Source organism: Desulfoscipio gibsoniae DSM 7213, assembly GCF_000233715.2.
Taxonomy (GTDB): Bacteria; Bacillota; Desulfotomaculia; order Desulfotomaculales; family Desulfallaceae; genus Sporotomaculum; species Sporotomaculum gibsoniae.
This window is the reverse complement of sequence record NC_021184.1, coordinates 2357932-2375298: the sequence shown is the minus strand read 5'-3', so window position 1 is coordinate 2375298 and position 17367 is coordinate 2357932. Positions and strand designations below refer to the sequence as shown.

Genomic DNA, 17367 nt, shown 5'->3' with positions numbered 1-17367 from the left:
TTTTAGTTGGATTTGGCCATTGAAACTATCAATTTAACCAAACGTTATGGAAAAAAAGTGGGCTGTGTTGATATTTGCCTCCGGGTTCCCCGGGGGCAAATATTCGGCTTCCTGGGACCCAATGGGGCCGGTAAAAGCACTCTGGTTAAAACATTGATGGGTTTGCTTTTCCCCACTTCCGGAGAGGCCCGGCTACTGGGTAAGCCATTGGGAGACATAGGGATGCGGAAAAAAATCGGTTTTTTACCGGAAAACTTCCGTTACCACGACTGGCTTACCTGCAAGCAGTTGCTGGATTTTCACGCTTCATTGTACGGCATGAGTAATGCCGACAAAGGCCGCCGTATACCGCAGGTGATTGAAAAAGTAGGGCTGACCGGGCGGGAAAATCAAAAGATACGCACCTACAGCAAGGGTATGCAGCAAAGGGCCGGGCTGGCCTGCGCTTTGTTGCCCGATCCCGATTTATTATTTCTGGACGAACCCACATCGGCGCTGGACCCTTTAGGACGTCGCGATGTGCGTGAGATATTGTTGGAACTGCGGGCCAGCGGCAAAACGATTTTTTTAAACAGCCACTTGCTTAGCGAGGTGGAGATGATCTGCGATATGGTAGCATTTATCAGGCAGGGCAAGGTCATTCGGCAGGGGAGTTTGGATGAACTGAGATCCGCTGAAATTAACGTGGAAATGAAAATTGATGGAATAACGGAGCATATAAAGGCAGCGCTGGGCGGCATAGCCCGTTCACTAACCGTTAAAGGAGATACTGTTTTAGCAGCAGTAGGTCAAGAAGAGGATGTTCCACTGCTGGCTGAGGCTGTTATTCAGGGTGGCGGTAAGCTGTATGAATTAAACCGTAAACGTTCTTCTTTAGAGGAAATGTTTATCAGTATGACGCAGGAGGGTGAAAAAAGTGCTGGCCATTATTAAAATAACTTTCCGCGAAGCGTTGGGCCGCAAAGTAGTGCTTATTTCACTCTTACTGGCCGCTGCTTTTTTAGGACTTTATGGCACCGGGGTGCATTTTGTCGCCAAGGATTTAACCCGGGATCCCAACCCCATGCTGGAACAAATGATTTACCCGCAATTACTGTCTTTTGGCCTTTACTTCGGCGGATTTATTATATCTTTTTTATCTATTTTTTCAGCTGCAGGGGCCATAGCCTCGGAAATTGATAGCGGTATTATTCAGACCATTGTTCCCAAACCGGTGCGACGCTATGAAATAGTGGTGGGCAAATTCCTGGGTATCGGCTTGTTTCTAGCTTTATACGCGGCGGCATTTTTCATAGTGATTTCCATGCTTATCCACCTCAAAACCGGTCTTGAGTTAACCGGGCAGTGGCATGCCCTGGCTCTGTTTGCCCTGCAGCCCGTGGTGCTGCTGGCGGTGACACTGTGCGGATCCACGGTGTTGTCTACCATGGCCAACGGGGTGATAATGTTTATGCTGTACGCGATAGCGATAATCGGTGGTGTGGTGGAGCAAATAGGCTGGCTGATTAATAACATTGCGTTGCAGCAGACCGGCATAGTGGCCAGTTTGATTATGCCCGTTGATGCTTTATACCGCAAGATAGTCCACCTGCTCATAAGCCCGACCGGTAACCCACTGCAGGCTATACAGCAGATGGGTCCCTTTGGCAGTATGTCCGAACCCAGTGTGTGGATGGTGGTCTATGCGGTGCTGTATGTGGTATTCTTCACGGGCTTGGCGGTGTACTTATTTGGTAAAAGGGACATCTAATGCAGAGGTTAAAGAAACCACTGTTCCCGTAAAATATACTAACTGCCGGTTTTTTTAACCTTGCATTATTAAAAATTTATGATACAATACTCTATGTAGCAAATTTAAGATCACGCGCCTGTAGCTCAGGGGATAGAGCGTCGGCCTCCGGAGCCGAAAGCACAGGTTCGATTCCTGTCAGGCGCACCACAAATATATTTCAATAAACCCGTGAGTCCTTGAATTATAAGGGATTACGGGTTTTTAAATTTTAGGAGGTTGGGCAAAAGTTCTCTAAATACCCCTAAATTTACGTAAGTTTCCGTGTCTAGTCGGACAAACTGTCGGACAAATAGACCGACGTCATATGGACAAAAAAATTTTTTTATTAACCTTACTCAATTTTCGCAGTTTAAAAAATCAGTCTAACCCCTTATAAAATAAGAGTTTAGAGCAACTTTTTAACGTAAAAATAAACAGAAAACACGCCTTTTTTGGTACAATGTAGTCACCACAAACACAACCAAGAAAGGATGTTTTCTGTGGCTATAATTTTACCAAAAACATGAACGTCATTTCCGTTTTGGACCTTCCCAAGCCCGACAACGACGGATGATTGCGAAGCAGATATGGGTTGCAAGATTAAAGAAAAAAAGCTAGAAAGCACTACCAGAGGAGGAAAGAGATGAACATAAGAAAACATGTTAAAACAATTAATGTATTTGCTTTATTATTCTTTTTATTAATAGGTTATTCAAGTTATGTAAAATACGAAGGCGCAAAATTAAAAGATGAAAATAAAACACTAGAAAAACAGTTAGATATTGCAAATGAAAAAATAAAAGAACAAAAAAATGAACTTGATGAATTAAGAAATTTATTGGATTCTCAAAAAGATGTTGATTATGAAATTGAAGTTAATGAAACAGATTCTAATGTTACAGTTGTGGCAATTCATGGAGGTAAAATTGAAAAAGGTACTACTGAATTAGCTTATGCCTTAGCTTCCCATAATAATTACAACTATTATTCATTTCAGGGTTTAAAAAGCACAGATAATTTTGCACTACATGTTCCTTCAGATAAATTCGCTGAAACATACGCACTGGAAATGGTTTCTAAATCTAAAAGGACATTATCAATCCACGGGTGTGGCGGTGCAGAAGAATTCACATATATAGGAGGCCGGGACACTGAATTGGCAAACAGAATAAAAGAATCTCTGACTAAGTATGGTTTTACTGTAAAAAAAGATACTCCGAAGGATCTGGCCGGTATATCGCCAGATAACATAGTGAATAGAGATATAGACGAACGGGGAGTACAGCTAGAAATATCAGAGGGCTTAAGGACAAAGTTTTTGTCGACTAATAAGGATAGCTTGAAAAGCTATGTTCTCGCAATAAGTGAGGCAGTCAACAATATGTAAGGGAGTGTAAATAATTCCGTGTAAATGACATAGTAAAGGTAAAAAGGCTGACAAACTACCGAAGGTAGCTTGTCAGCCTTTTACCTATATAAACAGTATTTTTTCAGGTTACTCTTCTGATACTGCTTTAACGTCTTGAATTAATTCCTTGGGATTATTTGCGCCTTTTTCTAATACTTTCTGGATTTTCTTATCGAAGTTGCGCTTTTCAGGGTTAAACTTATTTAAAAACCCTTCAGATTTATTATTATCAATCTTCTTCATGAGCTCAACTATTGTTGGCCAGCTTTCGCTTAGCGCGTTATTGATGGTGCCTGAATAATCGTTTAAGGTACCGGAATCAGTTGCGAGCTTATCTCTTAAACCTTTGGAAATAGCGATCTGAACGCCGCCAAGCTGATAACTGTCATTAAATAATTTATTCTTATTCACTATATTGCTGTCCATAACCCCGGCAATGCGATCAGGAATACTTAAAGTTTGCACATTATATCCTTTGGTAGTAAGATGTAATCTGATCAATTCTGCCAGCAACTTATTCTGACCGCCAATATAAGTAACTTCGTCATCGCCGGCAGCTCCGATTACAGAAACAGTGTAATCTGATTTATTAACTAAACTAACAGCTGTTGGCTCGTCAAAATTGATAGCCTTCATAAAAAGGCTCCCATTATCAGCCGCTTTAAGTCCTTCAAATGAATAAGTGTTATATTTACCGTATCCGTTCAATGCCTCAACTAATTCTGAAGTGCCTCTTTCAATACCGCCTCCGTGTATAGCTAAAAATGTTGTATCGCTTCCGATATCATTAGTTTTAATGGTATAGTCTGAAGGGTCTTCAGCTGCAGCTAGTTCAGCAAAACTACGATAGCCTGTTGTGAAGGCATATGCGCTTATACCAATTCCAAATGTAAACAACATAACTAAAGCCAGAATTTTGATAGATTGTTTTTTCATACTTATCTTGCTCCTTTCTTAAACAATTCTAGTAAACAGATAATCTGTAGCAATAATCAGCAGAGTTAATCCCATTAGCCCAAGTGCTTGATAACCGGTATTTCTCTTGCTGATCTTAACGAGATACAGGCATTTTTCTTTTAATGTTAGTGTATTAAAAACCGCAACAGCTTCATGCTTACTGTTTTCTTTGATAGGTTCTGATGTGTTCATGTATTGTTTGCTATTTATTTGCCCGTATAAAGTGTTCATTTTACACCTCCTTTCTCATATATTGACATTTAACAGTAATGTGCAACCATAAGTCATTGCACACAGCAATCCAGTGCTTAAAAATGTTGTTGCTATACCTTGACGCTGAATTGTGTTTGCTAATAATCCGGGCACAACAATACCAACTGCTGCCAATCCGGAGAGATAACGATAATCAAAGGGCAATATTGTATACAGAATAAGCTGCAACACTACTGACACAGCTATCATAGCTACAAATTTTCTTTTGCCGTATAGAATTGTAACTTTGCTCACTCCGAAATTAACTATTAAATAAGTCAAGATGCTAATAAAGAATGTTAAAAATATAGCCTGGGGTAGATCTATAAGTAAAACTAAATATCCTGGTACAATCAGACCGGCAGGTAAGATTCCGGTAATTTCCGTAAATAACAAGCTCAAAATTACACCCAAAATTATAACTGTGCCAATAGCCGTAAAAAGCAACCGTTTACCCTCCTTTAATAGCTAAATAACTTGTGGCACTTGATCTGTTTCCAGATTGAAGCGAGTTCTTAATTCATTGGGAAAGTCGTGAATTATCAACTCAACCAATTCATCGCCACCACCGTGAATGTTTCCAATGCCATAAATTACTCTGTTTATAAAAGAATCCTTAATTGTTTCATAAACCTCATGGGGAGACAAACCTTCAGCATTTATATATTTCTGAGGAGATATTTTTTTACTATTAACTCTTTCGGTAATTGGATTTACTGTCTGACCCATTGCAACAAGAATATCAATATCCATATTTGGTAAGACCTCTTCTGCCAACTGTAATGTCCTGTCAACCCTATCAGGCCTGCAATTTATAATTACCATAGGATTTTTTGTTGGATAACCAAGAGCTGTTATATGCTCCCAAATCATTCGTGTGGAATTTGGATCATTGGCGGCAAAGCCATTGACAAAATATGTGGGGCTTTTATTGTCTAAGGTATGGATCATTAATGCTCCCGGATCAGGATTAGCGTTTAACATTCCCCTTAACGCAGTATTTTTGTCAATGTTTATTGCTTTAGCCACAGCCAGCGCAAGAGCAACATTTTCCGGGAAAATCACATATCCGAAATTTTCCAGATAACCATCCGGGATTTCTTTTTCATTTGCAATTAATACCCGGCAGTTTCTTTTCTTTGCTTCTTTAGTAAAATAGTCATTATATCTGCTATCATCAATAATAAGGGTGCCGTTTTTTGGTATTGTAGCCGTAAAGGACTCTGCAATAAAATCCAAAGTCGGGCCGCACACATCCATATGGTCTTCACGAACATTAACAATAACGCCTATATTTGCTTTAACAAGCTTTTCCTGAAAAATAATCTGGTAATCGGGATTTACAGCCATACACTCTGTTACAAATGCAGATGCGCCAAGCTTGACTGCTTTTTTAACGACAGCTTTTTGTTCTATAATATTTGGACCTAAAGGGCCTCGTTTGATTGGTTCCTCTTCTTCCTTGTTCCAATAAATAATTCTCGCACTGGTCCCCGTCGTTTTTCCAACAACCTCAACTCCTGCTTCCTTTAAAATACCGGTAATTAATCTTGTTGCAGTTGATTTACCTCTTGTGCCGTTTATATTGATTCTAAGATTGATCTGGTTTAAGTTTTTATTATGTCTTATTTGTTCATAAATACCTAAGATAAAAACAAAAATAATAAGCGCTATAGCAAACTGCACATTTATCCTATCCTTTCTTTAAAAGAAAGCTTGTCCACTTTTGTGTTACTATCATGAAATATGCCTAGCTTTTGCACCTCCATTCAAGCCAATTATACTGAAAGAATATGAACCAATGTTTGCTGAAAGATGAACATGTTTTACGAAATTATGAACAATTGTTACAAGATAGGTTTCTTAACGGCAGCCAGTTCTATGTCAGAATCCAGTTGTGCAAGTAAAAATTATTTCAAAAAGGATAGGTCAGAATCATTTGTCTAACTTGATTATCAGGCTTAATTATGCCGAAGGGATATGAATCTGCTGTTGCCAAATCTTAATCATGTGTTGCAGAAATATTAATAATTGTTACAAGCAATAAAAAAATACCAACGGTTTCCGGACAGCAATAGCCGGTAACCGTTGGTATTTCTTTTAAGCATTAATACAATCGATTCTGCTGCAGTTAGATCATTACTATTAATAAGTACTTTTCCTCAAAAATGCAAATGCATGCCTTGATGAATATTAGTAAATAGCTCTCCTTTAAAAGCTATTGTGATTTTTCTTGTTTCTTCAGAAACCACAAAGATAACCGCATCGCATATTTCACTGAGACCAAGCGCAGCCATGTGCCTGGTGCCTAGTTTTTTTTCGGGAACTACCTTTTTAGAAAGCGGCAAAACACATCCGGCGGAAAAAATTCTGTCCCCTTTAATCACCACTGCGCCATCATGTAAGGGGGAGCCGGGATAAAAGATACTTTCCAGCAAACGGTTGGATAATTTGGCATCAAGCTGCACCCCAATGTGGGTTACATCTATTACTTCTTTTATGTCGTCTTCTCGCTGAATGGCAATTAAGGCACCATAGCCTTTTATGCTCAAATGTTGTATAGCTTTAAACAGCTCCTTCATGTAAGGAATATCGGGCAAAAAGCAGTTTTTTAATTGGCTTGTGAGAATTAAGCTTTCTATGTAATCTATTGTATTTTTAATTTTGGTGAACTGTTCAAATATTTCCTCACAGGGCTTGTTGGCTTCAATTACCCCCTGCGTTTCCCAGGCCAACTCGCACAGGTCTTTAAAGTTATGTTTCAGGGTAATGTCTAAGTTTTGGGGTAAGTCTTTAACGGATATTGGCATAGCAACCTCTGTATCTGTAAATTTTGGCCACCCGCTGCCATCTTATCTTCCAACGGCCAAAAAATTTAGACTTATTATGCTTATCCCGGTTTGAAATAATTCAAATTTTTATGGCAACAACACTCCCGATTTTTAAGAATTATGACAAAGGTTGACTTTCACCACCAAGCTGTCGCCCATGCCGGGCACACCTTATGATGAAAAACCCGGGAATCCCCGGGTTTTTCTGCGTCTATATCGATTAGCTTATTTTTTGAATACGGCCTTCAATTTTTATATTTAGACGATATAAAATATCTCATTGGATACCATAGTCTTTAGCAAAAACCATGTGGGTTTCAACTAAGGCACCGTTTACATTTTCGTCGAGGTTGAATATCCGGGCGCCACGCAACCTATCCTTTTCATTACCATCAAGCCCATAAGTGTCAAACCCGGTGCTGGCTGAATAGCCAAGCAATATGCCGTAATAATTGCCCATATAGTCATTCACATGGTCATGGCCCACAAACACGCCTTTGACGTCTCCCCTCTCCAGCATGGCCGCAAACATGCCGCTATTGAACGGGCCGGGGCACTCGTCTTCGTTTCTCTCTCCAATTATACTGTGTTTAGTAACGGCATGGCTATGGTTATCAGCACTTCTACCGTCGACACTGGCATACCACATAAACCTGTACTCCCAGAGAGGGATATGCATGAACATGATTGAAGGAACTTTGTAGCCGTATTGTTGCTCTAACTTCTCTGAAGTTTCATAATACCACCTTACCTGGTCAAAGCGAAGCCAATCCCAATTAGGATAGCTCTTGAAGTCCTGGCCGGCGATTTCTTCAGGCGCGTATCTTCCGGAGTCAAGTAGCCAGAGGTTGAAGGCAGCCTTCTTGTTTTTTGAATCCCTTATAAGAAGATTCATGTTGCCGGTTCCGGTGATGTTTTTCACCCCGGGCTGATTAACATTGTGGTTATAAGACATGTATATTTTAAGCATGTCCTCCTCATTTAGCCCGGTCTTCTCGGCTGCTTCCTCGTCGTGGTTCCCGAAAGTAACGGCCCAGTTTATGGCTCTCTTTTCCATCGGCTGGGCGATATTATAGACGGCCTGACTGACTGACTCAGGCGTACTACAGTCGCTGGTTAAGTTATCCCCTGTGACCATAACAAGATCAGGTTTTTCTTCGTCAAGCACTTTTTCCATAAGCTGTATAGTCCTTTGGTCTATATCCTTATCTTGTTGAATATCGGTGAACTGCACTATTTTGAACTTGCCGTTAGAGTTGAACTTTAACTGTACATTGTTATTTGTCATAGCCAGGGCAGGGCTGCAAAATATAGTTGCAGAAATGGCAAATGTTGCAATTGCCGCAGCTATGTGTTTAACATTTCTGTTAAAAAACACGGAAAAACCGCTCCCCTCAAATGTAGTTTTTTTGCCCGGGCAAACCAAATGATACCATAGATAGTTTAAAATACGACCATTTTTCTATTAATTATGTGTAAAAATATATTAATATTTAAATCTATTTTGTAAAACAGATCCTTTCGTAGACCAAAACTCATACTTAGCACAACTAGATCAAAAATAAGAACACACAAAAAGCGATTAGTGTTGTTGGCTTTTGTAAAAAAAGTGCTTGACATACAATACGCTTAACAATAAAAAATCCCAAACCTGTTTATAGTTCGGGATTTTTTTTAAAATGTTTTATACCGTTATGAGCTGTGTTTAATTTAATCACCAACTATTTAATGTATTCTTTAAGTTTCATAATAAGAGACGGGTCGCCGTTCACGGTGAATTTATTCTCTAAGTAAGCATCCATGGCGTTTTCCTCACCGGATACTATATCCAGCCAGAGCTGTTCGTTTATCGTAACGGTAACGTCCGGGTTACCGGCAGTTCCTTCTCCTGTCATAAGCTTGCCGTCATCGATGATAATGTAATAATTTGCTTCATTATCTCCGGTGAGCGCAAACTGATAGGTAGCGGAGAAGCCTGCCGCTTTTTCAGGTATAAACCTGTTTTCCAATTCATTCAGGTATGATGAAAAGGAAGTGTTGTTAGCTGATTCGTCTTCGCCGTTTTCATCCTCATCTTCATCTGCAGCTAAGTCCTCTTCGGTGCCTTCCTGTTCATCTGCAGTTAAGTCCTCTTCGGTGCCTTCCTGCTCATCTGCAGTTGGGTCCTCTTCAATGCCTTCCTGTTCTTCCACTGCTGTGTCGCCTGGGGTTTCGATTACAATCGGGGGGTAAACCGGTGTTGTTGTTTCAGCAGCGGTAATGGTGACAACCTGGTTATCCGGGTTCCAATTAGCTGCAGCTCCCAGTGCTTCACTCACCAAAGGCAGGGGGATCATGGTGATGCTGTTGTAAATCTTGGCCTGAGCGGTAGTATTCAATTTTTGGCCGTTAACCTTAACATCTCCACCGATAACCAGTTGCACAGTGGTATTGGTATTATAGGTGGCAGCCGTAACTGTCTTAGTAGGGTTGTCCCAGTTTATCTGTGCCCCCAGGCCTTCGAAAACAGCCCGCATCGGCACCAGAGTGTTGCCGTCCTCAACCATTGGTGGAGTATCGCATTGCAGTATTTGTCCATTTAACACTATCGACGGGGCAGCGGCGTGCGCTGGTATGGCGGCAATAAAAAGAAGCGCAAACAAAAAGTAAACAATAATAAGTAAACGTTCTTTTCTCAATTCCTCAGCCTCCTTGCAATAATTAGAAATATACTTCTTGTGCTATATTTATTTTTAAAGGCCTAATATATTCCCTCCTTTCAAGCCCATTTAATTAAGAACATTTTCGATGGATTTGCCTTTTCGATTGGTTTCATGTGCTGATTGTCAAATAAAAGGACACAAAGTTAGGGGCTTCTCTACAGTTATAGAATAGCCCTGGTCTATGTGTTAAAAAATTAGCATACCTGAGTTTTATGATCCATAACTTTTGTTGACTTCATACAATAACGTGTCTAATTCAGGTAAAATCATGTCTAAAATTGCATAGTTAAAAGTTCAGATTAATAAAAGAAGATTTGTTGCCCCTATACTAAAACCAAGCACATATACCTGAAAACGTCTTTAATCATCTAACCATTCAGACATTTATTAGCCAACTTTTGCGATACTTAAAATATTTTTCGAGAATATTAATAAATGTTACAAGAATTAAAATTTCCCAAAGTACCCATTAATAATTAGTAATATTTTCGTAATGTATTATAGAGGTTTGTTAAAAACCAGTTAATATTCCTCCGGTATAATTGCCTATAATAAGGAAGGTTTTTTGAAATTTCCGGGCATGAGTAACAAGCCTGAAGCTCAAAAAAGTAACAGTTGCTCTTGGCAGTTTGGCATGATATATCCATTACAACCATCAATTTTATATGTTAAATTAGGTTGCTGGATGATATGCTGAATATAACTCCTCCATCGATTGTTTAACCGGCTGCTGTCCAACATACCCGCTTCTCTGGCGGGTTGTTTGTTGTTTAGCCTACTCATTTTTAATGGGGCCGGGCTAACTTTGCATATGGGTACGAGAAATCAAGAAGATGCCGGGTGAGCAATGTGGGCTTGTTCACCCGGCATCGAATAATAAAGAAGACTTGGTTCAGGTGGGGTTTTGACCCCATCTGAACCTTAGTCGCACTTATTTCGAGCTTACAGCCTGTTAATCCCCATTAGTTGGGGACATTCCTGTCCCCAAAGAAATATCAATTGGGGACATACCTTCGACCCTAATAGCTTTACCCGAAAGAGAAGGTGTGTCCCCTGACCGATTTCCTTCAGCAGGTGTGTCCCCCTTTCCTTATGCGGGGCGGGATTTTACAGGCTGTGCGAAGATAAATTGAAAGATCGTTGAGGGGGGAAATAATGCCGTATTTGGGCAAGGTTTTGGTAGTTGATGACGACCAAACCGTACTGGAACTTATCAAGTTGTACGGTGAAAGGGAAGGTTTTGAAATCATCGGGATAAACAACGGTGATCTGGTCCTGCCCGCATTCGACCGGGAGAATCCTGATGTGGTAATACTGGACATCATGCTTCCGGGTAAGGACGGGCTTATGCTATGTCGCAATTTAAGGGAGATCCGCATGATTCCCATCATCATGCTTACAGCCAAAGGAGAAGAAGCGGACCGTGTTCTGGGACTGGAAATGGGAGCTGATGACTATGTTGCCAAGCCTTTCAGCCCCAGGGAGCTGGTAGCCAGAATAAAAGCGGTACTGCGCCGTACCCAACCGGTTGATACGTCAACGAACTGGAAAATGAAATACCCGGGACTGGAAATTCAGGCCGATATCAGGAGTGTTTTGGTTGACGGTAAAGAAACAGAAGTTACTCCCAGAGAATTCGATTTGCTCTATTACCTGGCTCAGAATCCCCGGCGGGTTTTCACCAGGCAAGAACTGTTAACGGCTGTCTGGGGGTATGATTACTTCGGTGACCAGCGTACGGTGGATGTACATATTCGCAGGCTGAGGACAAAGCTGGCACCCTTGCCCTATGAATACCTGACAACTGTCTGGGGTGTGGGATACCAGTTTACACCTCCTGTTAAGGAGGGAGAGACCACATTGTGAATTCTTATCTCCAACAGGGCAAAGAAAGACTTCATTTGGTAATCCACGCTGCAGGCAGGCTCTTCCTTATGCTCAAGCACTTGCTGCGGGAGCAATTCAATAAAAATATTCACACCAGGATACTGTTTACCAATATGATAACCTTTGTTTTCGGTCTGATTGCCCTGACGATGTTTTCCGGCTATGTAGTGAAACAAATAGCCTATGATCAGGTCCAACAGGATCTGTTACGCAAGGCCAAGCGGGTAAACTTTGCCTTGCTCCAGCAAAATGACCAGGCATGGGGGGTGCCGCCTGCCGGGCAAACAAATGATCAGGCTCAGGGTAGACAGCAAATGTTGCAATTTTTGGCCGATATCTTCGATACCAGGATTACGGTCTTTGACAGGCAAAGAAATATTCTGGACACCTCAGCGCAGCAGGAAGTGGTGCCCGGTAACCAGGTGGATGCAAAATTCGTCAAATTGCTCAACAAGGGTGAAACCGCGATTGCCCGGGCGGTTGATCAGGAAACGGGTCAGATCATTTTTGTTGTCGTTGTCCCCATGGGTAACAACGACAACAAAGATGTCATTGAAAACGGCATCCTGCTGGAAACGAATCCAGTTAATCTAAACCATGCTTTAAACAAAATGCGTTTGTATCTGGTTATCGGAGGCATGGCCATATTGGTGATTTTTATGTTTATTTCCGCTTATCTGGCCCTATCAATATCCAGGCCGATTTCCCATTTGGCTACCACCGTGGCGGAGTTTAACCGGGGGAATTATGTTTTAAGCGCCGGGGAGCGGCCTCCGGAGGAAATTAAAGCCCTTGCCGGCCAGCTTAGCCACTTGGCGGTGAGACTGCGGGAGATGCATGCCGAAAGCCGCAGGATGGAAGAAGAAAAAGCCCAGTTGTTTGCGGAGATATCGCATGAGTTACGTACCCCTCTGACTGCTGTTCAGGGATTTGTAGAGGCTATCCGCGACGGTATGGTCCAGGATGAAGCTTTGCTGAACAGGTACTTGGATACGATTTATACTCAAACGATTCATATCGCCAGGCTGGTAGATGACATATTGGTGTTAAGCCGCCTGGAAAGCGGCAATGTCACCGTGGAAAAACTGCCGATGGACTTGATCACCCTGGCCCAGGGTGTGGTCACATCCATGGAGGCAATGGCCGGCAGCAAGAATACCGCGATTCTGTTCGAGAAGAAAACAGAAAACGCGGTCGTGCTCGGTGATGTTGACCGAATGGAACAGATTATCAGGAACTTGCTGAAGAATGCTGTCCGGGCCACCGAGAACGGTACCGTCAGGGTTGGGGTGGAGGTCCACCAGGGTGAAGTGGTACTGACCATTGAGGATGATGGTATTGGTATAGCCCCCGAAGACCTGCCGCACATTTGGGACAGGTTTTACCAGGTGAAGAACCGGCGCGGCGGTTACCTGCAGGAAAAAGGGAGCGGCCTGGGGCTGGTGATTGTGAAAAAGCTGGTTCAGTTACAAGGCGGCAGCATAGATGTCACGAGTCAATTGGGGAAGGGAACGACTTTTAACATAAATTTCCCATCCTATAACCGGAAATATTGATTGTATCCGGCTAATAAAGAAGACTTGGTTCAGGTGGGGTTTTGACCCATACGTTGGGACATTCCTCGACCCAAAAGTTTGACCCATAAGCAGAGGTGTGTCCCCTGACCGCTAAACCTTAGTCGCACTTATTTCGAGTTTATCGCCGCTTAACTCCATTAGTTGGGGACATTCCTGTCCCCAGAGAAATATCAATTGGGGACATACCTTCGACCCTAATAGCTTTACCCGAAAGAGAAGGTGTGTCCCCTGACCGATTCCCTTCAGCAGGTGTGTCCCCTTTCCTTATACGAGGCGGGAGTCTTAGCGGCGGTTAACGAGATCAAGCCGGAGGTATAGCTTACTTTTGAGATAGCGAGCCCCAAGTGCAATGGCTGCATTGCGTCGGTATGGAAGCATTATCATGCGTTGAAAATTGCTTATACAGGAAGTTTTACAGGAGGAATTCAATAATGAAATCGCGAATGCTTTAAATATGAAAAACACCAATAAAATGCCAAACCAACAAGATCTTGCAGCCCAAGTAAAGTTTGATGCGGGAGTCTTAAAGGCGACAAGCGAGATAAAGTAGGTGGATTTTAAAATGAACCAATTTAAAAAACTAAATGTCATATGGTTAATCCTATTGATCCTGTTAACTGCTAGCCCATCCTATGGTTATAATAATGAGACAGAAATTCAAACGGTTTTACTTGCAGAAAGTTTAATAGGCAAGCCTTTTAAACAAGGAGGAAATACACCGGAGGAAGGATTTAATAGCACCGGGTTTATTCAGTATGCATTCAGAGAGGGAGAGGGTATAGTCCTCCCTGGATCGCCTTCACAGTTATGGAAACTGGGTAAACCTATAGAACGTAGTGAAATACAGCCTGGAGATGTTCTTTACTTTACTGGAAGCGACAACCTAATACCGGCAATATATAAAGGCGATGATATCATTATCGTTGTAGCGACTAATGAAGGAGTAGTAAAACGGAATATAGTAGAAGATTCCTATTGGAGGGATCGGTATAAAGGTGCAAGGCGCTACACAAATATAGCTAATGAATTAAATCCTGTAGCTGTAAAAGCCCTTGAATTAGTAGGATCTCCTTATGAACTTGGAGGTAATGATCCAAATGGCTTTGATCATTCAGGCTTTGTACAATACGTTTTTAATGAAGTAAACAAACTGGATTTTCCCAGAACATCGAACGAACAATGGAGAGTAGGTATGGAAGTAGATGCGGTTGATATTAAATCTGGTGATGTACTATTCTTTCAAGGCAGCAGTGTGCGACTACCAGGAATATACATAGACAATGGTATTTTTGTTATTGTTACAACTAATGGGGTTGCTGTAGTAGATCTCGAAACAAGTGATTATTGGAAATCCAGGTTGCTGGGAGCAAGACGGTTTACTAACAATATTATTGAGGAAGGCATCGTAAGCAATCCAATTGTGGAAAAGGCTATGGCTTTGCTTGGAACACCCTATAATCCAGAAGGGAATTCACCAACCGAAGGCTTTAATACGACTAATTTTGTACGTTATGTTTTTAAAGATACCCTCAATATACAACTATCTGTCTTTTCCGATAGGATCTATGAAATAGGCGAATCCATTTCTAAAGAAGAGCTTCAAGCAGGAGACTTAGTGTTTTTCCAGGGAAGCGGTCTTATACCTGGTATTTATAAAGGAAATGGTATGTTTATAGTTCAGACTACAGAAGGAGTTGCGGAAAGGGATATTGAGAGTGAGTATTGGTCAGATATATATGTAGGTGCAAAACGACTAACGGAGGCTGATATATATTATTCTCAGCCTGAAAATTATAAGGAACATGAGAATTTAGTTATTCGAGAAGCAATGAAATATATAGGAACTCCTTATTTGTTAGGTGGCGATACAATAGATGGTTTTGACTGTTCTTATTTAGTTCAGACAGTCTTTAGAGATGCTAAAAACATTTATTTGCCTCGCATAACTTATAAACAATGTGAAGTAGGCGAAACTATCGATTTTGAAAACAAGCGTCCTGGAGACGTGATTTATTTTACAGGAAAATGGCGGGAAGGGATATCACATGCTGCAATTTATCTAGGAAATAATTATATAATTCATGCATCTGGCGACGAAGGTATGAATACAATCAGCTATTTAGGACAAAATTTGCTGGATCGCCTTGCAGTAGTAAAACGCTTTGACTCGCTTAGTTTGAGGCTGGATTCTAAAGTCGTTGAAGAAGCATATAAAACCCTGGGTGTACGTTACTTAGCAGGAGGAAATACCAAAGAAGGCTTTAATCACTCCGGGTTTATACAATACGTTATGAAAGCAGGTTTAGATATTGATCTACCAAGATATTCATCCCAACAATGGGCTTTAGGAAAAGAAATAGAAAGGGAAGATTTAAATATTGGAGATGTTCTATTCTTTGAGGGATCCAGCAAGGTACTACTACCAGGATTACATATTGGAAATGAGCAGTTTATCATCGTAACAGAATCTGAAGGTGTAGCAATTCGTGATCTTAATATCTCAGATAGTTATTGGAGTCCACGATATGTTGGAGCAAGACGATATGAAAAAATCAATGAGTGAGAACGTAATTAATTTAGTGTAAATGGTTATAACTACCAATAAAGGAGATGACCATTTATGCAAGCCATGCAAGACAAAACGATCAAGGAATTAGCAAAGGATTGCCGCACCGTAGAAGACGTACATGAGATGCTCAAGAATCTATTCAAGGACACCTTGCAGCAGATATTCGAGGCTGAAATTGAAGAGCACCTCGGGTATAAAAAACACAGCATTGAAGGCAATAATACTGGCAACAGTCGCAACGGTTACAATAAGAAAACTATCCAGACTAAGTTCGGCAAGACAGAAGTGGAAATCCCACGGGATCGTAATGGTGAATTTGAACCAAGGCTTATCGGTAAATATGAAAAGACATCCAACCAGCTTGAAGACCAAATTATAGCCATGTACGCCAAGGGTATGTCTACACGTGATATTGAGGACCACATGAGGGATATCTACGGTATCGACGTATCCCCTACCATGGTCAGCAAGATAACAGACAAAATACTACCACTGATTGCAGAGTGGCAGTCCCGGACACTTGACCGTATATACCCTATTGTTTTCCTTGATGCTATCCATTTCAAGGTACGTAAAGATAACCGGATAATAAACAAGGCGGCCTACAGTGTGTTGGCCCTAAATATGGCAGGCCAAAAAGAAATACTTGGCATCTGGATTGGGGAAAATGAAAGTGCCAGCTTTTGGCTTGGTGTATGTAATGACCTCAAAAACAGGGGGGTGCAAGATATCCTGATTACCTGTAAAGACGGGCTTTCCGGGTTTTCTGAGGCCATAAACACTGTTTTCCCCCATACCGAAATTCAGCTTTGCATAATCCATCAAATCCGTAATTCCCTGAAGTATGTGCCATACAAAGAACAAAAGGAGTTGATGGCTGATCTTAAGCAAGTGTACCAGGCATTAACCCTGGAAGAGGCTGAGTTAGCCTTTGAAATATTCAAAGAAAACTGGGGTAAAAGACATCCCATTATAATTCGTTCCTGGGAAAAGAATTGGCTTGAGTTAACAGCTTATTTTAAATACCCATATGAAATCCGTAAAATGATTTATACTACTAATATCATCGAGGGTTACCACCGGCAACTACGGAAAGTAACCAAAACTAAAACTGCCTATCCAACAGACGATTCACTGAAGAAAATTATTTACCTGGCCACCGTTGAAGCAGCAAAAAAATGGACTATGCCAGTTAAAGATTGGAAAAATTGCATCTCCCAATTTGTCATATACTTTGGTGATAGGATAGAATCAGAGATGGCCATATAAAAGTTAGCCGGCCAACAAACCGACCGGTAGCCCTTGACATGGAGCCTCTGGGCCTGTGTTTCTGGGAGCCCACCGGGGAGTCCACGCTACGCTTTGGTCTCCCGCCGCAACAGGCTAACACAGGCCCCTCTCCATATAAAGGGC

14 protein-coding genes and 1 tRNA gene are annotated in these 17367 nt (G+C 41.4%); 8 read left to right on the top strand and 7 right to left on the bottom strand.

From position 1 onward, the window contains the following. The first annotated feature begins 6 nt into the window (after positions 1-6). The 4 genes from DESGI_RS11185 (at position 7) to DESGI_RS11170 (ending at position 3158) form a co-directional block, all read left to right on the top strand. Entirely contained in the window at positions 7-933 is a 927-nt protein-coding gene (locus tag DESGI_RS11185) for an ABC transporter ATP-binding protein (protein ID WP_006523006.1), read from the top strand. After that, complete coding sequence (locus DESGI_RS11180) at positions 917-1750, top strand: ABC transporter permease (protein ID WP_006523005.1); 834 nt, start codon at positions 917-919, stop codon at positions 1748-1750. Before DESGI_RS11185 ends, DESGI_RS11180 begins: the two co-directional genes overlap by 17 nt. Positions 1751-1864: 114 nt before the next feature. Then, positions 1865-1939 (top strand) — tRNA-Arg (locus DESGI_RS11175). A gap of 475 nt (positions 1940-2414) precedes the next feature. Next, positions 2415-3158, top strand: a complete 744-nt coding sequence (locus DESGI_RS11170; RefSeq protein WP_006523004.1) for a poly-gamma-glutamate hydrolase family protein — start codon at positions 2415-2417, stop codon at positions 3156-3158. Positions 3159-3266: 108 nt separating this feature from the next. On the opposite strand, the gene DESGI_RS11165 is transcribed toward DESGI_RS11170, so the two are convergent. From DESGI_RS11165 to DESGI_RS23070, 7 genes are all read right to left on the bottom strand, one after another. Next, positions 3267-4115, bottom strand: coding sequence for a poly-gamma-glutamate hydrolase family protein (locus tag DESGI_RS11165; protein ID WP_006523003.1), 849 nt, complete (start codon positions 4113-4115; stop codon positions 3267-3269). Between the two features lie 18 nt (positions 4116-4133). Further along, positions 4134-4367 carry a hypothetical protein gene (locus DESGI_RS11160; RefSeq protein ID WP_006523002.1) on the bottom strand — a complete coding sequence of 78 codons (234 nt, stop codon included), beginning with the start codon at positions 4365-4367 and terminating at the stop codon, positions 4134-4136. A 15-nt stretch (positions 4368-4382) separates the two neighbouring features. Continuing rightward, positions 4383-4835, bottom strand: a complete 453-nt coding sequence (gene pgsC, locus DESGI_RS11155) for a poly-gamma-glutamate biosynthesis protein PgsC (protein WP_006523001.1) — start codon at positions 4833-4835, stop codon at positions 4383-4385. Between the two features lie 21 nt (positions 4836-4856). Beyond that, positions 4857-6074, bottom strand: a complete 1218-nt coding sequence (gene pgsB / locus DESGI_RS11150) for a poly-gamma-glutamate synthase PgsB (protein ID WP_006523000.1) — start codon at positions 6072-6074, stop codon at positions 4857-4859. A gap of 476 nt (positions 6075-6550) precedes the next feature. Next, on the bottom strand, positions 6551-7198 hold the full coding sequence (locus DESGI_RS11145) for a diadenylate cyclase (protein WP_006522999.1): 648 nt from the start codon (positions 7196-7198) through the stop codon (positions 6551-6553). Positions 7199-7496: 298 nt separating this feature from the next. Further along, complete coding sequence (locus DESGI_RS11140; protein WP_006522998.1) at positions 7497-8597, bottom strand: metallophosphoesterase family protein; 1101 nt, start codon at positions 8595-8597, stop codon at positions 7497-7499. 343 nt (positions 8598-8940) lie between these two features. Beyond that, positions 8941-9897, bottom strand: a complete 957-nt coding sequence (locus DESGI_RS23070; RefSeq protein ID WP_006522997.1) for a stalk domain-containing protein — start codon at positions 9895-9897, stop codon at positions 8941-8943. 1179 nt (positions 9898-11076) lie between these two features. Between DESGI_RS23070 and DESGI_RS11130 the strand changes: the two genes are divergently transcribed. The 4 genes from DESGI_RS11130 (at position 11077) to DESGI_RS11115 (ending at position 17223) form a co-directional block, all read left to right on the top strand. Further along, positions 11077-11787: a response regulator transcription factor gene (locus tag DESGI_RS11130; RefSeq protein WP_006522996.1), complete on the top strand. Its 711-nt coding sequence runs from the start codon at positions 11077-11079 to the stop codon at positions 11785-11787. Then, entirely contained in the window at positions 11784-13364 is a 1581-nt protein-coding gene (locus DESGI_RS11125; RefSeq protein WP_006522995.1) for a sensor histidine kinase, read from the top strand. The genes DESGI_RS11130 and DESGI_RS11125 overlap by 4 nt, the downstream gene beginning before the upstream one ends. Positions 13365-13947: 583 nt before the next feature. Next, positions 13948-15948, top strand: a complete 2001-nt coding sequence (locus DESGI_RS11120; RefSeq protein WP_006522994.1) for a C40 family peptidase — start codon at positions 13948-13950, stop codon at positions 15946-15948. Between the two features lie 57 nt (positions 15949-16005). Further along, positions 16006-17223 carry an IS256-like element ISDgi1 family transposase gene (locus tag DESGI_RS11115; protein ID WP_006520307.1) on the top strand — a complete coding sequence of 406 codons (1218 nt, stop codon included), beginning with the start codon at positions 16006-16008 and terminating at the stop codon, positions 17221-17223. Positions 17224-17367: the final 144 nt, after the last annotated feature.